This is a genomic window from Glaciecola sp. HTCC2999 (genome assembly GCF_000155775.1).
In the GTDB taxonomy this organism is placed as follows: Bacteria; Pseudomonadota; Gammaproteobacteria; order Enterobacterales; family Alteromonadaceae; genus Opacimonas.
In genome coordinates this window covers 265721-283581 of sequence record NZ_DS989812.1, presented here as the reverse complement: position 1 = coordinate 283581, position 17861 = coordinate 265721, and the positions used below count along the sequence as shown (strand labels likewise).

Annotated in this window: 13 protein-coding genes and 1 pseudogene; 5 read left to right on the top strand and 9 right to left on the bottom strand. The window is 41.1% G+C overall.

What is annotated here, in order from left to right; translation table 11 throughout:
* Positions 1-9 precede the first annotated feature (9 nt).
* Positions 10-2175 carry a 1,4-alpha-glucan branching protein GlgB gene (gene glgB / locus G2999_RS07570; RefSeq protein WP_010180349.1) on the bottom strand — a complete coding sequence of 722 codons (2166 nt, stop codon included), beginning with the start codon at positions 2173-2175 and terminating at the stop codon, positions 10-12.
* A 26-nt stretch (positions 2176-2201) separates the two neighbouring features.
* Positions 2202-4388 carry a 4-alpha-glucanotransferase gene (gene malQ, locus G2999_RS07565; protein ID WP_010180347.1) on the bottom strand — a complete coding sequence of 729 codons (2187 nt, stop codon included), beginning with the start codon at positions 4386-4388 and terminating at the stop codon, positions 2202-2204.
* A 183-nt stretch (positions 4389-4571) separates the two neighbouring features.
* Here malQ and gap point away from each other — a divergent pair, with 183 nt between their 5' ends.
* Positions 4572-5567 carry a type I glyceraldehyde-3-phosphate dehydrogenase gene (gene gap / locus G2999_RS07560; RefSeq protein WP_010180345.1) on the top strand — a complete coding sequence of 332 codons (996 nt, stop codon included), beginning with the start codon at positions 4572-4574 and terminating at the stop codon, positions 5565-5567.
* 85 nt (positions 5568-5652) lie between these two features.
* Complete coding sequence (locus G2999_RS12165; protein ID WP_010180343.1) at positions 5653-6486, top strand: D-hexose-6-phosphate mutarotase; 834 nt, start codon at positions 5653-5655, stop codon at positions 6484-6486.
* Here the strand turns inward: G2999_RS12165 and G2999_RS07550 are convergent.
* From G2999_RS07550 to zwf, 6 genes are all read right to left on the bottom strand, one after another.
* Positions 6483-7508, bottom strand: a complete 1026-nt coding sequence (locus G2999_RS07550) for a LacI family DNA-binding transcriptional regulator (protein ID WP_010180341.1) — start codon at positions 7506-7508, stop codon at positions 6483-6485. The genes G2999_RS12165 and G2999_RS07550 overlap by 4 nt on opposite strands.
* Positions 7509-7594: 86 nt before the next feature.
* Positions 7595-8239, bottom strand: coding sequence for a bifunctional 4-hydroxy-2-oxoglutarate aldolase/2-dehydro-3-deoxy-phosphogluconate aldolase (locus tag G2999_RS07545; protein WP_010180340.1), 645 nt, complete (start codon positions 8237-8239; stop codon positions 7595-7597).
* Positions 8239-9198, bottom strand: coding sequence for a glucokinase (gene glk / locus G2999_RS07540; protein ID WP_010180338.1), 960 nt, complete (start codon positions 9196-9198; stop codon positions 8239-8241). The genes G2999_RS07545 and glk overlap by 1 nt, the downstream gene beginning before the upstream one ends.
* Positions 9188-11023: a phosphogluconate dehydratase gene (gene edd / locus G2999_RS07535; protein WP_010180336.1), complete on the bottom strand. Its 1836-nt coding sequence runs from the start codon at positions 11021-11023 to the stop codon at positions 9188-9190. Before edd ends, glk begins: the two co-directional genes overlap by 11 nt.
* Positions 11024-11034: 11 nt before the next feature.
* A complete protein-coding gene (gene pgl, locus G2999_RS07530; protein ID WP_010180334.1) occupies positions 11035-11724 on the bottom strand; it encodes a 6-phosphogluconolactonase in 690 nt (229 codons plus the stop codon).
* Positions 11725-11733: 9 nt separating this feature from the next.
* Positions 11734-13218, bottom strand: coding sequence for a glucose-6-phosphate dehydrogenase (gene zwf, locus G2999_RS07525; protein ID WP_010180332.1), 1485 nt, complete (start codon positions 13216-13218; stop codon positions 11734-11736).
* Positions 13219-13472: 254 nt separating this feature from the next.
* Here zwf and G2999_RS07520 point away from each other — a divergent pair, with 254 nt between their 5' ends.
* The 3 genes and pseudogenes from G2999_RS07520 (at position 13473) to G2999_RS07510 (ending at position 17200) form a co-directional block, all read left to right on the top strand.
* Complete coding sequence (locus G2999_RS07520) at positions 13473-14318, top strand: MurR/RpiR family transcriptional regulator (protein ID WP_010180330.1); 846 nt, start codon at positions 13473-13475, stop codon at positions 14316-14318.
* A gap of 139 nt (positions 14319-14457) precedes the next feature.
* Positions 14458-15899: pseudogene (gene pyk, locus G2999_RS12160) on the top strand (pyruvate kinase).
* A gap of 116 nt (positions 15900-16015) precedes the next feature.
* Positions 16016-17200, top strand: a complete 1185-nt coding sequence (locus G2999_RS07510) for a trans-acting enoyl reductase family protein (RefSeq protein WP_010180324.1) — start codon at positions 16016-16018, stop codon at positions 17198-17200.
* A gap of 40 nt (positions 17201-17240) precedes the next feature.
* On the opposite strand, the gene G2999_RS07505 is transcribed toward G2999_RS07510, so the two are convergent.
* The gene (locus G2999_RS07505) at positions 17241-17792 is read right to left on the bottom strand and encodes an NAD(P)H nitroreductase (RefSeq protein ID WP_010180322.1); all 552 of its coding nucleotides are present in this window, start codon (positions 17790-17792) and stop codon (positions 17241-17243) included.
* Between the last annotated feature and the right edge of the window lie 69 nt (positions 17793-17861).

The following is a 17861-nucleotide window of genomic DNA, read 5'->3' as shown; positions in this document are numbered from 1 at the left end:
AGAGAAAAACTAATCCTGAGCAATCCAGAACATCGTTGATAATGGGGGTAATGTGAGTGCAATACTATGAGCTTGGCCGTGACTCTCAAACTCATTAGCACTGAGCGTATCCGGTATAGCAAAACCACTGCCACCAAATTCAATTGCATCTGTGTTTAATAAACAACGATATTGACCAGCACTCACACCAATATGCACGTTATCGACGGGCACTGGGGTAAAGTTACAGATAATATAGATGGTTTGTTGTGTTTTAGGATCAATACGTTTAAACGATAGAATGGACCGCTCAGCATCATCATGCGTCAACCACGCAAACCCATGATGTTCATGATCACATGCATGCAATGCTGGATAGTCTCCATAGAGATGGTTAAGTGTTTTGTATAGCGTTTGGATTTGTTGATGTTTATCATATTGAAGTAAATCCCAATCCAATTGACCATCGTGATCCCATTCTTTGTACTGGGCAAATTCATTACCCATAAAATTTAACTTTTTCCCTGGATGGGCATACATAAAACCAGCATAGGTACGTAAGTTCGCTGCTTGTTGCCATTCATCTCCCGGCATTTTTCCAAGTAATGAACCTTTTCCATATACGACTTCATCATGTGATATAGGTAACACGAAGTTTTCATCAAACGCATAAACCATACTAAAAGTGATGTCATTATGGTGATAACGTCGATAAGCAGGATCCTTGGCAATGTAATGCAATGAATCATGCATCCAACCCATATTCCATTTAAAACCAAAACCCAGACCATCCATATCGACTGGACGAGATACTTTAGCAAATGAAGTAGACTCTTCAGCTATAGTCATCACCTTAGGAAAGGCTGAATAGACCGCTTGATTCATCCAACGTAATAAGGAAATCGCTTCATAGTTATGGTTCCCACCATCAACATTCGGGATCCATTCACCGTCATCACGTGAATAATCTAAATATAACATCGATGCGACAGCATCTACACGCAATCCATCGATATGAAATTTATCGCACCAAAACAACGCGTTTGCGACTAGGAATTGACGTACTTCACTTTTACCAAAATCGTAAATGCAGGAATTCCAATCTGGATGCCACCCCTTTCTAGGATCTTCATATTCGTATACGCAGCTACCATCAAAACGAGCTAGCCCATGGCCATCTTCTGGGAAATGCGCTGGTACCCAATCAATGATGACGCCAATCCCAGCTTGGTGACAGGCATCCACAAAATATTTAAAGTCATCTACCGAACCAAATCGACTAGTAGGTGCAAATAAACCAACAGGTTGATACCCCCAAGAACCATCAAATGGATATTCACTTATTGGCATTAATTCAATATGGGTATAGCCCATTTCGACAACATAATCGACGAGTTCTACGGCTAATTCACGGTAAGTTAAATAAGTGCGATCATCATGAGGACGTTTCCATGACGCTAATTGCACTTCATAAATACTCATCGGTTGTTGATAAGGATTAAACGTCTTTCGCTGCATCCATTGGCTGTCCGACCATTGATATGCATTATGATCAACAATGTTAGATGCATGAGATGGATATTGATCGGCACTAAAACCCACTGGATCAGCTTTATGCGGCAGGGAATGACCTTGCGCATCTTTTATTGCGTACTTGTATTTATCACCTACTTTCGCTTGAGGGATGACTAACACCCAATAGCCCATGTCGGTTTTTTGCATAGGATGACACACATCATTCCATAGATTAAACTCACCCACCACACTGACAGATTGTGCATTTGGTGCAAATACCGCAAAACGCACTGCATTAATTTCACTGCCGTCGTCTAGTTTGATATTGATCAGTTGAGCACCCAGTTGTTGGTAAACATTTTCTGGCGCATGGTCGACAAAATGCACTGCATGATATGCTTCATCTTTGAATGAGTATGGGTCATATACTCGATATTGTGTATCGGGTGTGGTAACTTCAATTTCATAGTGAGTCACACTTTGCGTCGACGTGGCCTCAAAAATACCCGGTTCTGTTTCAACACATTGAGTTAAAATACTACCGTCTAAAGCAATAACATCTACGGCGTTGGCACCGGGTAAAGAAAAACGAAAAAATGTCCCGTCATCATGCACGAATGCCCCTAAATCAATAAAGGGATGAGATGCACTTGCAGTAGTAATATGTGTAAAATCAGCCATGAAACTAAAAAATCCTTCTAAAAATATTATGTCGTTGAAGCGTCGCGTCTAGCGCTATTAATCCGTTGAGATAATCTTAACACCTCAGGTAACGTAAATATATCTTCTAAATTATGCGATAATTTGCGTTTCCAATTAGGATATTCTTCAAAAGTACCAGGAATATTAACCGGTTTGTCCATCTGTAACCAATCTTCTAACTGCAAAGATAACAATGCACTTGAACCCGTTGCCATATGAACCTGCATACCGTAATTAAGCTCTTGGGTCATCCCCACATGCTCAACAGATCGGGCAATATTATCTGAAATAGCACCATGCCCGTGCAAGGTATTCAAGATTTGTTGTTTGTTATCGTGCCGAGAATCATACAGCGGTTGTAAAATTTCGTCGGTCGGATAAAGACCAAGTTCTTTACCTAACGCAAGATCATTACAATGCCAGTAACCAATTAATGTAGGAAAGTCATGAATTGTCAGTGTCGACATTGATTGCACAGGATAGTGACTTGGTGAGTAAAACCCGCCATCCTTAGCTTGCTCAAAAAAGAATACACGATAAGAATACACACCATTATCTGCTAATTTTTGACGTATTTCTTCCGGCACAGTGCCCAAATCTTCACCAATAATCAACGTTTGATGACGATGTGATTCTAAGGCCAATATCCCTAATAAATCATCCACAGGATAATACACATAACCGCCCTTATCAGCATGGTCTCCTTTCGTGACCCACCATAAACGTAATAATGCCATTGCATGATCAATACGTAAGGCGCCGGAATGCTGCATATTTGAAGAAAATAAATCAATAATCGGCTGATAACCTTGTTGATAGAGCTGTTCAGGATCCATTGGCGGCAATCCCCAATTTTGTCCCAGAGGCCCTAGGATATCAGGCGGTGCACCAACAGAAGCATCCGTCACGTAGAGGTCTTTCGCCCCCCAAATTTCAGCACTTCCTTCGCTGACGCCGACAGCTAAATCACGATATAATCCAATAATCATATTTCGTGCATTCGCTTGAGCACTTGCAGCCTCAAACTGTTCAGCAGCAAGGTATTGTAAAAATCCATAGAAACGAACTTCATCAGCATGTGCTTGAGCAAACTCATCCACCGCAGGTAAATCTGCCGTTTGTAATGCTTCTGGGAATACTGGCCAGCCCCAATAGTCTTGATCTGTGCTTTTTAAGTGGGCTTGTAATGCATCATAACGCATGAGCGTTTGTAAACTTTCGCCGCCTGCATCAATAAATATATCTAGCGCTTTTTGTAGCTCGATATTCGATGAATTAAGTTCAAATAACGCTTTGAGCACCGGCATTTTTAATGCACTAACAGCATTATAATCAACATATTCAATGGCCCTGGTATGAGTTAACTGAGCTTGGAAATCAGCATCATTCACCATTGCTTGGATAGATGGTTGGTCATAGCCAGGCACTGCGCTTACATTAATATATAAATGATTCAACCATTTACGAGATGACGGAGAATAGGGAGAACAGGAGTTGGGATTATTAGGGTATAGCGCATGTATTGGATTTAAACCAACAAAATCAGCACCTTGATCGGCTGCGCGGTTAATTAAGACAGTTAAATCACTAAAATCACCTATCCCCCAATTTTTTTCGCTTCGTACACAATACAGTTGAATGCTTAATCCCCATATTTTCTTTCCTTGAGTTATAGCATCAGGGGTAAAACATGCTTTAGGCGCTTGAATAATTCGGCCTTGTCCAATGACGTCACCATCTTCCATGGCTAAAGTTAATGTGTGATAACCATGCGGCATATTAACGTCTAACATTATGATGTATTCTTGAAACTCAGCGCCATCCACTTCGGTTGCATTAACTAATTCATGCTCAATTAACTGCGTAGTAAATACATGTGAATCTTTATCTTCGAAAGTCAGTGTAAAACAAACGGTTTCAGTGACTAACTCAATCGGTAAGCGCACAGGTATCTGCACCTGCTCATCATCCCTAATGACCTGAACAGGATTCAATGGTGTCATCCACACATCACTCACTTGTTCATGCATTTGGGCTTCAAGTACATCTATGTTTTCAACGTCATATCCCATGACACCAAGAATTTTTTCCTTTGTACCATCAGCAACAGTCGCTGGCTTACCCCATGCATCCACAAAGCTAGTTTCAATGCCACGCATTTGCACTAACGTATCGATAATAGATTGAGTCATACATTATTCCGTTAATAATAAATTTTTATGCTTAACATTATTCATTATTCATTAGCAAGGTGATATTGAATACGTTTGCAAAAATAAATGAACAACCAGCATGTAATAAAACTACATCATTATTGCAAATATCAGACTAAAAGCCTATAATTATGTAACTTAATTTCATTATCGGAGTCAATCATGACGATCAAAGTAGGAATCAATGGATTCGGACGCATTGGACGCTTAGTAATGCGCGCTGCGCTAGAAAGAGATAACATTCAAATTGTTGGTATCAACGATTTATTAGACTTAGATTACATCGCGTATATGTTCAAATACGATTCTACTCATGGACGTTTCAATGGCTCTGTTGAAGTTGTTGATGGTGGTTTAGAAGTCAATGGACAATTTATTCGTGTAACTAGCGAACGCAATCCAGAAGCGCTCGCATGGGACGCTATCGATACTGATGTTGTCGTTGAAGCGACGGGCTTATTCCTAACTGAAGAAACCGCTGCTCAACACATCACCGCAGGCGCTAAAAAAGTAGTCATGTCTGCTCCTTCTAAAGATCACACTCCTATGTTTGTAATGGGTGTTAACCACACCGAGTATGCTGGACAAAATATTGTTTCAAACGCATCTTGTACAACCAACTGTTTAGCGCCGTTAGCGAAAGTTATTAATGATAACTTCGGTATTAAAGAAGGCTTAATGACAACAGTACACGCGACAACCGCTACACAAAAAACAGTAGACGGCCCATCTGCAAAAGATTGGCGTGGTGGCCGTGGTGCAGGCCAGAACATTATCCCTTCATCAACTGGTGCAGCCAAAGCGGTTGGTAAAGTTATCCCTGAATTAAATGGTAAGTTAACGGGTATGGCTTTCCGCGTACCTACTCCAGATGTCTCTGTTGTTGATTTAACTGTCACACTAGAAAAGCCTGCAACATATGCTGAAATCTGTGCCACGATTAAAACGGCATCAGAAACAAGCATGAAAGGTATTTTAGACTATACAGAAGACGCTGTAGTATCTAATGATTTTATTGGCGATAAGCATACCTCTATTTTTGATGCTTCAGCTGGGATTGCATTGTCAGATACATTTGTAAAACTCGTATCATGGTATGACAACGAAATGGGTTATTCAAACAAGGTACTTGACCTTGTGACCCACATTTCAAAATAAATAAAACGATGTGATAGAGCCACTTACTCATGATAGGGTAAGTGGCTTTTTTTATATCCAAAACATACAACCTTAAGGATGACCAATGACTCACTTCTCTCATGCTTCAGTTCCACTCGTCCATTTAACGCTAGGTGAAAATACCTGTGTAGTCAGTTTATTTGGTGGGCATGTGTTATCTTATACACAATCAGGCGTTGAAAAACTGTTTATGAGTAAGCAAGCTAAACTCGACGGTTCGCGTCCGATACGAGGTGGTATCCCGGTTTGTTGGCCTTGGTTTGGCCAGCTCCACCCCGATATTAACGAGCATAAACTTGCTCATGGTTTGGTCCGTCAGCAATTATGGGAGCTCGATGCTAAAGTCAGCACAACTAAAAGCGTGAGTATTACATTAAGCCCTACTGACCTAACCCATCCATTATGGCCGCAAGGGTTAACCTGTCAATTGATAATCACGCTAACACACGACCATCTTGAGGTAAAATTACTATCCCATAACAAAGGAGAAAAACCGGTTCCCTTGTCATGTGCGTTACATAGTTATTTCGCAATTGATGATCTTCCAGAAACAAGCTTATCAGGTATTACAGGTGAGTATTCTGATAATGCTAATGAAGGGGCAATAGGCAGTACTCCTGAAACTTATCGATTCACGGGAGAGGTTGACCGGATACATCCTAATACTGATAATATATTAAGTACCGATATATATCATAAAGATCGCCCCATCACTGCAATCACTCATGCAGGGCATGATTCATTAGTGATCTGGAATCCTTGGAGGAATAAGAGCCAGAGTTTTGTTGATTTCGCAGATGATGAATACTTACAAATGATTTGTGTTGAAACGGCGCTCACACAACATTTTGAATTAGCACCGCATAATCATCATCAATTAATTCAAACGATAGCCTAGCAGGATTCACCTTCCAGGATATGATAGTCTAACATTGTGGTTGTCGGTTCTTTACTTTTAAATAAATGGGCGGCCATGCGCCCTTTTTCCGTACTATTTTGATAGACAGTAGACAAAATAGGATGGTGTCGTTTAGTTTCTTCAATTCCGTCAAAGCCAACAATCTTAACTTGCTCAGGGACTTTCACACCAGCACTGAGTAATTCCTTCAAAATCGACAAGGCAATCAAATCTGACATACATAATATCGTGTTAGGTAACCGTTCTCTATCAAGGATGTCAAGAGCGGCTTTTTTAGCATGTTCTTGAGTACTTTCAGGCACGTTCCATACAAGTGATGTGTCTAATTCTATGCCAAGCTCACTCATGGCTTTCAAGTATCCCTCATAACGCTTATAGCCAACTGAAGTCGCGACATTTGCTAAGGAAGTATTGTTAACTCTCGTTGTAACTTCATCATTAGTAATACGTAAACCGACAATAGCTACCGAATCATTAGGTGTCAGAGCCTTTAACGCAATTTCATAAGCGGCTTGATAATTATCTACACTCACAGAGGCTCTATCTTGAATTTCAAAATCAACCGTAATCACTTTTTTGGGACAACGTTCCAGTTCTTTAAGTAACGTTGAGTTTCTAGGCGTACCGTAACAAATAAATCCATCAACAAAATCAATCACCGAATTTATCGATGTCGAACTACCAGAAAAAAGTAACAAGTGTGAATCATGTTCTTTAACAATTTCAGAAACGCCACGAATGAAGGAGGAAGCCACAGGGTCGCTGATCATATAGTCAATACTATCAGCTAATACTAACGCAATAATACCTGAACGTCCGCGACGTAAAGACTGCGCCGCTTTATTTGGTCCAAAGTACCCTAGTTCCTTACATGCAGAGAGGATCTCTTCGCGTTTAACCTTCGACAGTTGATCCGGACGGTTAAACGCATTTGAGATAGTTGCAGTACTAACGTTCAGTTGCTCAGCAATTGAACGTAGTGTATTAGATTTAGTTTTCACAGCAAGATTAATAATATGTTAAAAAAATGTATACTATCATTATGCTGTATAAGTTCAACCAAAACTTAATCGATTAAGCGATTTACCTAAATTTTAGCACCATCTACAGCTTCTTTAGCTAGTTGTGTAATCCCAGCCCAATCGCCGTTTTTCACTAGGTCATCTGGTACAATCCACGATCCACCCACACATGGAATATTTGGTAAAGCCAAGTAATTTTTATAATTCGCTAAGCTAATACCACCAGTGGGGCAAAATACCATATCAGGGAACGGACCACTGATGGACTTAATCGCTTTGATACCACCTACTGCTTCAGCTGGGAAGAATTTAAGGTGTGTATAACCGGCATCTTTTCCCTTCATTAAATCGGATGTCGAAGAAATACCAGGGATCAGAGGAATAGAACCTGCTTGACCTGCAGCTAATAATTCTGCCGTCATACCAGGACTAATCGCAAACTTAGCGCCAGCATCTGTCACGTCTTTAAGCTGCTTAGCATTCGTTACTGTACCAGCGCCTATCATAGAGTCAGGTAACGCTTGTGCAATCGCACGTATCGCATCTAATGCGACAGGCGTACGTAATGTCACCTCTAATACACTGATTCCGCCGGCAATTAACGCTTTTGCTAACGGCACCGCATCTTCAATATTGTGAATCACAATAACGGGAACGACGGGACTAGTGGCAAATACTTCAGCTGCCGTGGTTTGCCAATGTTGACTCATTATGGCGCACTCCTTAAATGTTGGTTGAGGTACGCTGCCGCACCAATTAGCCCATGGTCAGGCTCGTTAATAATAAAAGTAGGTATGTCTTTGACATAGCCTGAAATAGGAGGTTTCGCCTCAAAGCGTGCTCGGAATTTGCTGGCTTGTAAAAAATCAATGAATCGCGCAGCAATACCACCACCAATAAATACGCCTCCTGTAGTCGCCAAATTTATCGCTAGATTACCAGCGAAGGTACCCATGGCGTTGCAGAAGACGTCAAGCACTTCTACACAAATTTTACAGGAACCGGCCAATGCCGCCTCAGTGATGTCAGCAGCTTCAGTCAACACAGACTCTTGGCCATGATGCGCACACAAGGCTTCATAGATATTGACAATACCTCGTCCAGACATGACTTCTTCAGCGGTAACTCGACCTAATTTCTTATAGATATGTTGCCAAACAACCATCTGAGTCAGATCTACAGGTGCAAAATCAACATGCCCCCCTTCCCCATCAAGTGTTGTCCAGCCGGATGCATTATGGGTAAGATGTTCAACACCTAAGCCAGTACCAGGCCCAAATACGGCCCGATTGCCGTGAGGTTCAGCGTGCCCCGAACCAATTTGTATAATCTGCTCATCATTTAATACCGGTAATGAGTGAGCCACAGCGGTAAAGTCATTGATCACCAGCAAATGCTCTAGCGATAACGCCGTTTTGAGATCTTGGCAAGAAAAAGACCAATGACTATTAGAAAAATCAACCCAATCTTGATTGGCTGGCGCTGCTATAGCTAAACACACCGAAGTAAATTTAGCTTCTGGATAACTGGCAAAATAGTGTTCTAAAGCATCTTGAATGGTGGGGTAATCCGCCACCAAATATTTCTCTATGTTGATTAAGCCAGTATCTGTGACTTGGGCAAAACGTGCATTTGTGCCACCAATATCAGCAATTAACTTATGCGTCATGCAGATTTCCTTGTTCAGAAAATAATGCACATGCGCCTTCCTCTGCTCCAGACATAGCTAAACGCATAGATGCAAACATTTCACGCCCCATACCTTGTGCGTGTTTTGATAAATCAGCTGGCTTGTTTTCGCGTTGTGCTAATTCAGCGTCATCTACCAGTAAGTTCACCACACCGGTCTTAGTATCTAATTCAATGAGATCACCGTCTTGAACTTTAGCCAATAAACCACCCTTGTATGCTTCTGGAGTCATATGGATAGCAGCTGGGACTTTACCTGATGCACCCGACATACGACCGTCTGTAACAAGCGCGACTTTATAACCTTTATCTTGTAATACACCGAGAGGAGGCGTTAAACGGTGTAATTCTGGCATACCAATAGCTGAAGGCCCTTGGAATCGGACAACAACGATGCAATCTCGGTTTAATTGACCAGAATTAAACGCATCGTCTAAATCGAATTGGTCTTCGAATACAACCGCAGGTGCAGTAAAGGTACAATGTGGATTACGTAAGGCTGAAGTCTTCATGACTGCACGGCCTAAATTCCCTTCTAACACGGATAAACCACCATCCTGTTTAAACGGTTCTGCCACTGTTGCTACTACCGTTTTATCTAATGACGCAGATGGTCCATCCACCCATGATAACTCGCCATCGCGAACAACAGGCTCCTTGGTATACAAATCCAACCCTTCACCACAAATAGTTTTAACATCATTGTGTAATAATTGATTATCTAATAATTCTTTAAATAATAAAGACATACCACCAGCAGCAGTAAAGTGGTTGATATCGGCAGAGCCATTAGGGTAAATACGTGTGAGTAGTGGCGTTGCGCGCGATAAATCGGCAAAGTCATCCCAGTTAACAATAAATCCAGCTGCTCGAGCTACTGCAACTAAGTGCATCGTGTGATTCGTTGAGCCACCTGTTGCCAATAATGCAACAATCCCATTCACTACCGCTTTTGCATCAACAATATGACCAATCGGTGTATAGTTATCACCTAAATCAGTAATACGTGTAGCTTGCACCGCAGCTGCTTTCGTTAACGCGTCACGTAACTCAGTGCCAGGATTAACAAAACTAGAACCTGGTAAGTGTAAGCCCATCATTTCAACTACTAGCTGATTCGAATTAGCGGTGCCATAGAAGGTACAGGTACCGGCAGAGTGATAAGATTCAGATTCTGCTTTTAATAATTCATTGCGATCTGCCTTACCCTCTGCATAGGCTTGACGTACACGTGCTTTTTCTTTGTTTGGAAGGCCTGAAGGCATTGGACCGGCAGGCACAAATACTGTTGGTAAATGTCCAAAACTTAATCCACCAATTAAAAGCCCTGGGACAATTTTGTCACAAATCCCAAGCATCAAGGCTGAATCAAACATGTTATGCGATAAACCCACCGCTGTAGACATTGCAATCACGTCACGACTCATCAAGCTCAAATCCATCCCTGCGTTACCTTGCGTGACCCCGTCACACATAGCAGGCACACCACCAGCAAACTGGGCGACTGAACCCACTTCATTGATCGCCGCTTTTAAAATCGCAGGGTATTCTTCATAGGGTTGATGTGCTGATAACATATCATTATATGATGATACAATCGCGACATTCGCTTTAACCATGCTCGTTAAATCTGCTTTATCAGCCTTACCACACGCAGCAAAACCATGGGCGAGGTTACCACATGATAATGAACCACGGTGTGGTCCTTGAATACGTGCAGCTTCTATTTTTGCAAGATAAGCTGCTCGTGTTGTTTGGCTACGCTCAATAATACGTTGAGTGACTTCATTAATTAAACTATTCATGATTAAATTTCCTATGGTGCCCACATTAGCTGTACGTTAGCTCTTTCTAAGACAGCTTTTATTGGCATTTCTGATTCGGTACTTTCTAATGCTTTAGCGATAACGGCTTTTTTGGATTCACCCGTTGAATGCAAGAAGATGTTACTGGAAGCTAACAGCGCAGGTAAAGTCAATGACATACGTTGGTGGGGCGCCGTAGTAGGCTGAACTGCAATATATTTTTTACCTGAATTAAGATCTAAGCCAGCTTGAAGTTGTTCTGAACATGGAAATAGCGATGCAGTATGGCCATCCTCACCCATTCCTAAAATAAGCACATCGAATGGCATTTGCACATCGCTTATTGCAGCTTCACAAGCCTCAACAGCATCAGCCGCATTGGCAACGTCATGCTTTAAGGAGATGAAAGTGGCTTTACTTGCGTTATTCACCAACAAATGTTCATGAACTAATTTGTCATTACTCGCATCATCTGTCACATCAACCCAGCGGTCATCAGCAAGACTAATAGTGACTTTATCCCAGTCAATATCAGCAATAGATAGCTGAGCAAACAAAGGCTTAGGAGTGTTCCCACCGCTGACGATGAGGCTTGCATTACCTTTTTGCACAATGGCATTTTGTAATATATCGGTAATTTTTGTTGCAAACTCTGTGTTTAATGCATCTTTTGATACAAATTCATGCGTTTGTAATGACATAATATTGTCCTATTTCACTGCTTTTGATTGATACCAAGCACGACCTTCTTTCGCTAAAAGACCTATCGAGTTGACCGGTCCCCACGTTCCCGCTTGATATTGTTCAGGAGGCTCATTACTGTTATTCCAAGCGTCAATAATAGAATCGACCCAAGACCAAGCTTGTTCAACTTCATCACGGCGGACGAACAATGCTTGGTTACCTAACATTACTTCTAATAATAACTTTTCATAAGCATCAGCAATGCGTTCGCCTTGGAAAGCTTCTGAGAAACTTAAGTTTAAATATGATTTTTGCAAATCCATAGAGCCAGAGGTAGTTAAACCTGGCACTTTATTCATCACCGTAACTTCAACACCTTCATCAGGCTGAAGACGAATAACCAGTTTATTAGGAGGTAAGTTAGCAAAACTATCACCAAAAAGATTATGGGGCTGGCGCTTGAAGTAGATCACTACTTCAGATGTTTTAGCTGGCATACGTTTACCGGTTCTTAAGTAAAAAGGTACACCTGCCCAACGCCAGTTATCAATTTCAGCCTTAATCGCCACGAATGTTTCCGTACGAGAACGTTCATTAGCGTCAGGTTCATCTAAATACCCAGGCACTTCCACTCCATTCACAAATCCACCGATGTATTGACCACGAACTGTAGATTGCTGGTAGTTTGATTGATTAATTGGGCGTAATGCTTTTAACACTTTTAATTTTTCATCACGGATACTATCAGCATCCAGTGTTGTGGGTGGTTCCATGGCTACTAAGCTCAGTACCTGAAGTAAATGATTTTGCACCATATCGCGCATTTGACCTGCGTCATCAAAATAGCCCCAACGGCCTTCAATCCCAACAGACTCGGCCACGCTGATTTGTACGTGATCGATACAATTATGATCCCAGTTTGTTGCAAATATTGAATTAGCAAAACGCAAAGCAATTAAGTTAAGGACGGTTTCTTTACCTAGGTAATGGTCAATGCGGTAGATTTGGTTTTCATTAAAATATTCCGCGACTTCATCATTAATCGCTTTAGATGTTTCTAAATCGTTGCCAATCGGTTTTTCTAACACGACTCTTACAGTTTCATCGATAATGTTAGCCGAGTGTAAGCCTCTACAAATATCACCAAAAATAGCAGGAGGAGTGGCGAAATAACACACCATGATACGACTATCATCTACATGAGATAAGAATCCTTTGTAGTCTTCAGGTTCTTTCATGTTGACTTGTAAATACTCTAACTTAGCGCAAAAACGTGACCACGTTTCAGGACAAATTGCTTCCTTGGTGAATTTCTCGATATTCTCTTTCACCATATCTTGATATTCAGTTAAAGATGATTCATTTCGTGCAACACCGATAATTTTTGATTCAGCATGCATCAAATTTGCTTTTTCTAATTCATATAGAGATGGGAGAAGTTTGCGGCGAGCAAGGTCACCGGCAGTACCGAATAAAACAAAATCTACGGGTTCAAAAGATGTATTTAACACTGATATCAACCTTATTAAGTTTAGGAAAAGTAATATATTAACATATTACTTTTCAATATTATTTGAAGATTCTACTCAACTTTGTAGTAAAATTACAACTTTACTTACCAAATAATCGTTTTTATTTACTTTTTTGCTAGTTTTGACAATAAATTCTGTAATTAATTACAAAAATAAGAGTATACTGAACACAAAGCCGACAATAACAATATTAAATAAAAGGCTATATTGAACAACAGCTTGAGCATATATATATGAACATCCTTGATAAAATTACACGCAACAATGCACTTTTCAGTAAATCAGAAAAGAAAGTAGCAGCCGCTATTTTAGCAAACCCTCAAAATGCAATACATTCGAGTATTGCTACTTTAGCTAATTTATCAGACGTCAGTGAGCCCACTGTTAATCGTTTTTGTCGACGGTTAGATACTAAGGGCTTTCCAGATTTCAAACTTCATCTTGCCCAGAGCTTAGCTAACGGCACACCCTACGTAAATCGTAACGTAGATGAAAATGATGGGCCTGAAGAGTACACTAATAAGATTTTTGAATCGACTATGGCTGCACTGGATATTGCTAAACAATCTGTTGATATCAATACCATCAATCGTGTCGTTGATTTGTTAACACAGGCACGTAAAATTTCTTTTTTTGGGTTGGGTTCATCTGCCTCTGTCGCGCATGATGCATTAAATAAATTTTTCCGTTTTAATGTCCCAGTCGTGTATTTTGAAGATATTGTTATGCAACGTATGTCGACGATGAACAGTGGTGATGGGGATGTGATTGTCTTGATATCACATACTGGACGTACCAAATCTCTAGTAGAAATAGCACAAATAGCGCGAGCCAATGATGCGACAGTGGTGGGGATCACTGCCAAAGATAGTCCGCTGGGTCGAGAATGCAACTATGTACTGTCGCTTGATGTACCTGAAGATACCGATATGTATATGCCAATGGCTTCTAGGATTGCTCAATTAACGTTAATCGATATCCTCGCGACAGGCTTTACATTAAGGCGTGGAAACAAATTCAGAGAAAATTTAAAACGGGTTAAAGAGTCGCTTAAAGATTCTCGTTTTTCACAAAAATAAATAGACTCTCTACTTATAATTGAAAATTAATTACGTAATAAACAAACAAAATAGCCAAATTATCGCAATTTTGTAATATAATTACCTTAAGTTAACCATTTTAAAATGATAAACACCGACAAACGGTGCAAGGAAATATATGACAGCGCAACGTAGAACCAAAATTTTAGCCACATTAGGTCCGGCCACTGACAGTACAGAAATGCTTGAGCAACTTATTGCTGCAGGCGCTAATGTTGTTCGCATGAACTTTTCTCATGGTACTGCAGAAGATCATATTCAACGCGCTCAACGAGTTCGAGCTGTAGCAGCTAAGCTAAACACATATGTTGGTATTCTAGGTGATTTGCAAGGTCCTAAAATTCGTGTCAGTAAGTTTGCTGAAGGCCCAATTTATTTATCTTTAGGTGACAAATTTACGTTGGACGCAGCCCAAGATAAAGACAGTGGAACACAAACCAGTGTCGGTATCGATTACAAAGCGTTACCTGAAGATGTCAATCCAGGTGATGTACTTTTACTTGACGATGGTCGTGTTCAACTGATCGTTGACAATGTTGAAGGCTCAAAAATCCATACCACGTCAGTGTCGCCGGTAAATTATCCAATAACAAAGGGATTAACCGTCAAGGTGGTGGCTTATCAGCAGCAGCGTTAACTGATAAAGATAAAGAAGACATTAAAACAGCAGCAGCCATTGGTGTTGACTACCTCGCTGTCAGTTTCCCTCGTAATGGTGCAGACTTAGATTATGCTCGTGAGTTAGCCGAAGCCGCTGGTTGTTTCGCAAAAATTTGTGCCAAAGTAGAGCGTGCTGAAACTGTTGCAACAGATGCAGCAATTGACGATATTATTTTAGCATCCGATGCTGTAATGGTTGCTCGTGGTGATTTAGGGGTAGAAATTGGTGATGCTGAATTAGTCGGTGTACAAAAGAAACTTATCTCTCGTTCACGTCAACTCAATAAAATCGTTATAACTGCGACACAAATGATGGAATCGATGATCGAAGCACCATTACCTACTCGTGCAGAAGTGATGGATGTAGCGAACGCCGTATTAGATGGTACTGATGCAGTCATGTTATCAGCAGAAACCGCAGCGGGTAAATTTCCTATTGAAACAGTAGCAGCCATGGCGCGAGTATGTGAAGGTGCTGAAACTCACCCGAGTGTAAATGTGTCTAATCACCGTTTAACGCAAGAATTTGATAATATTAGTGAAGCGACTGCCATGGCGGCGGTATATGCAGCTAACCATTATAAATCCATTAAAGCGATTGTCGGGTTAACGGAATCAGGTTCAAGTATTAAACTGATGTCACGTATCACTACATCTTTGCCTATTATTGGTATGTCACGACACACAGATACACTCAATATGATGGCGTTATATCGCGGAGTAACCCCACTTCGTTTTGATTCAACAGCATCTAAACAGGGTCAAATTACCTCTGATGTAGTTGAGCACCTGAAAAATGAGGGTGTATTAGAAGTCGGTGACCAAATCATCTTTACTTATGGTGACCAAATGGAAACGATTGGTGCAACCAACACCTGTAAGATTGTCACCATTAGTTAATTAGACTAAATAGATAATTAATTAAAAAATATCTTGCCATAAAAGTGACCTTGTAGTTCACTTGTTAAGTAACAATTATTTAACATTTGAACAAAAACAATAATAAGGACGCTTTTATGGCATATGCCTTAACTTCTGATAAACCTTTCGATATTATCATTTATGGCGCCACCGGCTTTACCGGTCAACTCGTCGCAGAATACTTTCATTCTTACTACGCAAACAGTAGCGTTAAATGGGCAATTGCTGGTCGCAGTGCTGAAAAATTAGCGCAGATTAAACAAACACTAGCACTTCCAGATGACTTACCCATGCTAGTGGCTGACAGTCATGATGAAGATGCTCTTCGTGAATTAGTCACTCAGACTAGAGTTGTGATTACCACTGTAGGCCCCTATCAATTATATGGAGACACCCTAGTCTCTCTCTGCGCAGAATTAGGAACGGATTATGTCGATTTATGTGGTGAACCATCTTGGATGCGCCAAAAAATAGACGCTTTATCCGATATGGCGCATGATTCAGGTGCTCGCATCGTGTTTTCTTGTGGATTTGACTCTATACCATTTGATTTAGGGGTATTTTATCTACAAGAACATATTCAACATTACACCGCTAAAACCTTACCCAAAGTGCAATGTCGTGTTCGTGCAATGAATGGAAAATTTTCAGGGGGTACCGCTGCCAGTTTACAAGCGACAATGAAAGCAGCAGCCAGTGATCCTACTATTTTAGGTTACCTAAAGGACCCCTTTTCATTAGCTAATGGCTTTACTGGCCCAGAACAACCAGCAGGTGATCAACCTTATTTCGATGACGATTTACAGAGCTGGGTCGCCCCTTTTATTATGGCGACGATTAATACAAAAAACATTCATCGCTCTAATGCACTATTAGACCACTTATACGGCGAAGACTTTGTGTACGATGAAATGATCCTCACAGGGCCCGGTGAACAAGGTGAAAAAATGGCTAACTTTGTCGCTAGTGATAATTCATTAGCTGGTAAAGATGCGCCAAAACCGGGAGAAGGGCCTAATAAAGAGGAACGTGATAATGGTAGTTACGATTTAATGTTTATCGCTCAGGGGAATAATGAGCGCTATGTCGCAAGTGTCAGTGGCACAGAAGATCCTGGCTATGGTTCAACTTCAAAAATGCTCGCCCAAAGCGCCATGTGTCTAGCATTTGACGATTTAGCGACCCTCGGTGGCGTGTATACACCAGCGCCAGCAATGGGTGAAGCACTTATTGAACGTTTACAAAAACACGCAGGCCTGACGTTTAGCATTGGATCTTAATCGTATTTCAACACCAGGTAGCACACTTCCCATTGGTCGATTATGACCAATGGGTAAAGTATGTATCACTGGCAATCCTTGGTTTTGGCATAGGTTTCATCTTACTGCTACCCAAATATAAGAAGCCCACAATTTCATCTTGTGCCGCTAGATTAAACGACGCTTTAACAAATGGGCATTGGGCATAGCTCCCGCTGCGCCAAATACCGGCAAAACCTTGAACCAGCGCAGCCATTTGCATAGATTGAACGGCACACGCGGTTGCAGCGATTTGCTCTTCTCTGGGAACTTTTTCATGTTCAACATATTTCGCAATCGCCACAATTACCATGGGTGCGCGATGCGGCAATTGTAAAGCACGGTCAATACTTTCCTGCCCCTTGCCAGATTTAAGCGCTGAATCTTTAAATATCTCACCTAGCTTAGATAACCCCTCATCAGTACAAACAATGAATTCCCAAGGTTTTAGTCCCGCATGGTCTGGGGCTCTGAGCGCTGCCTGTTTAATATTTTCAAGCGTCATCCCAGAAGGAGCAGGCTGTGTTAAACGAGGTTGAGAATGACGGGTTAACAACAATGTTAAAGCATCCATGGTCTTCCTTAAATAAACGTGTGCAATGTTACCTAGTATACAGAATATCAATGATAAAGGCCCAGTATC

What these genes read in the sequence shown, in the direction of transcription:
- glgB (WP_010180349.1), bottom strand. Translation starts at nt 2,175, where the DNA reads ATGGCTGATTTTACACATATTACTACTGCAAGTGCATCTCATCCCTTT.
- malQ (WP_010180347.1), bottom strand. Translation starts at nt 4,388, where the DNA reads ATGACTCAATCTATTATCGATACGTTAGTGCAAATGCGTGGCATTGAA.
- gap (WP_010180345.1), top strand. Translation starts at nt 4,572, where the DNA reads ATGACGATCAAAGTAGGAATCAATGGATTCGGACGCATTGGACGCTTA.
- G2999_RS12165 (WP_010180343.1), top strand. Translation starts at nt 5,653, where the DNA reads ATGACTCACTTCTCTCATGCTTCAGTTCCACTCGTCCATTTAACGCTA.
- G2999_RS07545 (WP_010180340.1), bottom strand. Translation starts at nt 8,239, where the DNA reads ATGAGTCAACATTGGCAAACCACGGCAGCTGAAGTATTTGCCACTAGT.
- glk (WP_010180338.1), bottom strand. Translation starts at nt 9,198, where the DNA reads ATGACGCATAAGTTAATTGCTGATATTGGTGGCACAAATGCACGTTTT.
- edd (WP_010180336.1), bottom strand. Translation starts at nt 11,023, where the DNA reads ATGAATAGTTTAATTAATGAAGTCACTCAACGTATTATTGAGCGTAGC.
- pgl (WP_010180334.1), bottom strand. Translation starts at nt 11,724, where the DNA reads ATGTCATTACAAACGCATGAATTTGTATCAAAAGATGCATTAAACACA.
- G2999_RS07520 (WP_010180330.1), top strand. Translation starts at nt 13,473, where the DNA reads ATGAACATCCTTGATAAAATTACACGCAACAATGCACTTTTCAGTAAA.
- G2999_RS07510 (WP_010180324.1), top strand. Translation starts at nt 16,016, where the DNA reads ATGGCATATGCCTTAACTTCTGATAAACCTTTCGATATTATCATTTAT.
- G2999_RS07505 (WP_010180322.1), bottom strand. Translation starts at nt 17,792, where the DNA reads ATGGATGCTTTAACATTGTTGTTAACCCGTCATTCTCAACCTCGTTTA.